Consider the following 2,291-nt stretch of genomic DNA (forward strand, 5'->3'; position numbering starts at 1 on the left):
ACGGAGTAACCTGTGCACAATTCACTTTGGATGTGGTGCCGCGTACGATCGAACGCATATCAATTTCCACCAAACGCGGTGACAGGTAACGGTAATTACCTTCTGCCAGCTTTTCATTGGTGTCAGTTGTGCGGGTTTCAAAAACGCCGCCGTTGAAATTCGATGTAATGCCATTGGCATCGACCCAGCCACCATCAATACCGGCATTAGCCGGACGGGTCGGCATGGTGTTGCCGCCGCCGCCATTGACTGGTCCGTATGTGGTACAGGCAGCGAGTGTGGCAGCCAGACAAAGGGATGCGGCCGTGCGGAATGTTTTCATAAGCGAGCTCTCCCGGGATTCTGCAAAATTTTATAATAATTTGATGTATGTAAATGCGGGCAAATACAAGAGCTTTATAGGTTCCTTAACCATGAAGAGCCTTGTATCTGTTGCTTTTTTACCTCACATCTTTGTGTGTGGAGCGGTTTTGTTGGCCTCAGACAGCAAAAACATTATATTTTATAATGGTGTAATTTAAAGAGCGGCTGATATCAGAATGCATCGGCTAAATGCGCTCGTATCATGCCGCGCAGAGAATTGCCGACAAAAATCCGGTGCGCTTTTTGCAAGTGCTGAAGCGTGAGAACGGCAGTTCTGGCTTTATCCTGTTGCAGTAGTTCCTGCCGCAAAACGCCATTCAGCAACCCGCATTCCAGCGGCGGGGTCAGCAATATACCATCCCCCATATCCGCAAAGAGCGAAGTTATCGTGCCTTCGCAAAGCTCGCCTTTTTCATTACAAAGCAGAACTTCATCAGCCTGTTCCGGTGTAAATTCCGCCCGCGCGGCTTCATAGGCCGTGCGGCGTGTTGTTTTGTGGCGCAGCAGCTCATCGGCGCTGTTCAGACGGGTTTCGGCAATTGCCAGTGTCCAGATCATGTGCGGCGGCAAAGGCTGAAAGATTGCGGTGATGATGTCTGCTGTACCGTCTGCCGTCAGGCAAAGTCGGACACGTAAGGCATGGGTGCTGTTTGCGTGAGCTTGCAATTGTGCACGGATAGCACCTTCATCAAAAACAAAACCGAGTTGCGTTGCGGATTGCTGCAGACGCTGTAAATGCTGTTCAAGGCGCAGAAAACCATTGGCAGGCTCAAAGCGTAATGTTTCGATCAGGCCAAAATTCAGGTCTTGCATGTTTCACTCTCGGATGCCGGAGACTGTGTTTTCACCGGTCGCATAGCGGGCTTTCAGCAGGCACTCGGCATATTCCGCTTCTGCCGTTGAATCATAGACGACACCGCCGCCGACATTGAGGACTGCTTCTCCGTCAGGATAGAGCGATAGGGTGCGAATGGCGACGTTGAAACGCATTTCGCCGGATGGTGCGATCCAGCCGATGGAGCCGCAATAAATATCGCGCGCCTGTTGTTCAAGCTTGTGTAAAATCGTCATAGCGCTGATTTTCGGTGCGCCGGTCACCGAGCCGCACGGAAACAAAGCTGCAAAGATCTGCCGCAAAGTGAGATCGGGCAACAGCTTCGCCCGCACATGGCTGACCATCTGGTGCACCGTCGGATAGCGCTCGACATGGAAGAGTTTCGGCACAGAAAGGCTGCCGACTTCGCTGATCAGCGAAATGTCGTTACGCAGCAAATCCACGATCATGCGGTTTTCGGCCTGACTTTTTTCGTCATGGATCAGAAAATCGCGCAAGGCATCATCTTCTTGTGGTGTTGCCCCGCGCGGCGTGGTGCCCTTCATCGGGTGGGTTTCTATCCAGCCGTCTTTATCGATTTGAAAAAACAGCTCCGGTGAGCGCGACAGAATAAGCGGTGCCTTGTCTTGCGCAGTCAGATTAACATATGCGCTGTAACGCACAGGCTGGCGGTTGCTGAGATCGGCAAACAGCGCCTCAGGCTCACCGTGATAGCGTGCTGAAATCGGAAATGTCAGATTGCCCTGATAGCAATCACCTTCACGCAAATGACGATGCAGGCGTTCGAAACGCTGCTGATAGTCTGTTTCCGACCAATGGGCATGAAAATCAGAAAGATACGCATTGGTGCCACTGTTCCGGTTTCCGGCAGGGATATCCGCCGGAGGTTTACTAAAGACACCAAAGCAAATCAGCGGAACACGGCGTTCCTCCGGCAGCAGGGGAGCAAGCTTCGGCTCCAGCAGAAAACCCGCCTCATAGCTGAAATAACCTGCCAGCCATTTGCCCTGACGATGCGCTGCTTCAAGCGCGGCAAAGCCTGCCTCAAAATCGGAAGCCTGTTCAATAATAATCAGCTGTTCCGGCCTGTTCA

The 2,291-nt window shown here is 52.2% G+C and carries 3 protein-coding genes; all 3 read right to left on the bottom strand.

Going from position 1 to position 2,291, the window contains the following annotated elements; all coding sequences use genetic code 11:
- A partial coding sequence (locus A918_RS0103475; protein WP_028233332.1) for a hypothetical protein occupies positions 1-322 on the bottom strand: 322 nt, incomplete at its 3' end.
- A 212-nt stretch (positions 323-534) separates the two neighbouring features.
- Positions 535-1,176 (bottom strand): aminotransferase class IV family protein, encoded by a 642-nt coding sequence (locus A918_RS0103485; protein WP_022709710.1) that lies wholly within the window; start codon positions 1,174-1,176, stop codon positions 535-537.
- A 3-nt stretch (positions 1,177-1,179) separates the two neighbouring features.
- A partial coding sequence (locus A918_RS0103490) for an aminodeoxychorismate synthase component I (protein WP_022709711.1) occupies positions 1,180-2,291 on the bottom strand: 1,112 nt, incomplete at its 5' end.

It is taken from the genome of Pseudochrobactrum sp. AO18b (assembly GCF_000409565.1).
GTDB classification, from domain to species: domain Bacteria; phylum Pseudomonadota; class Alphaproteobacteria; order Rhizobiales; family Rhizobiaceae; genus Pseudochrobactrum; species Pseudochrobactrum saccharolyticum.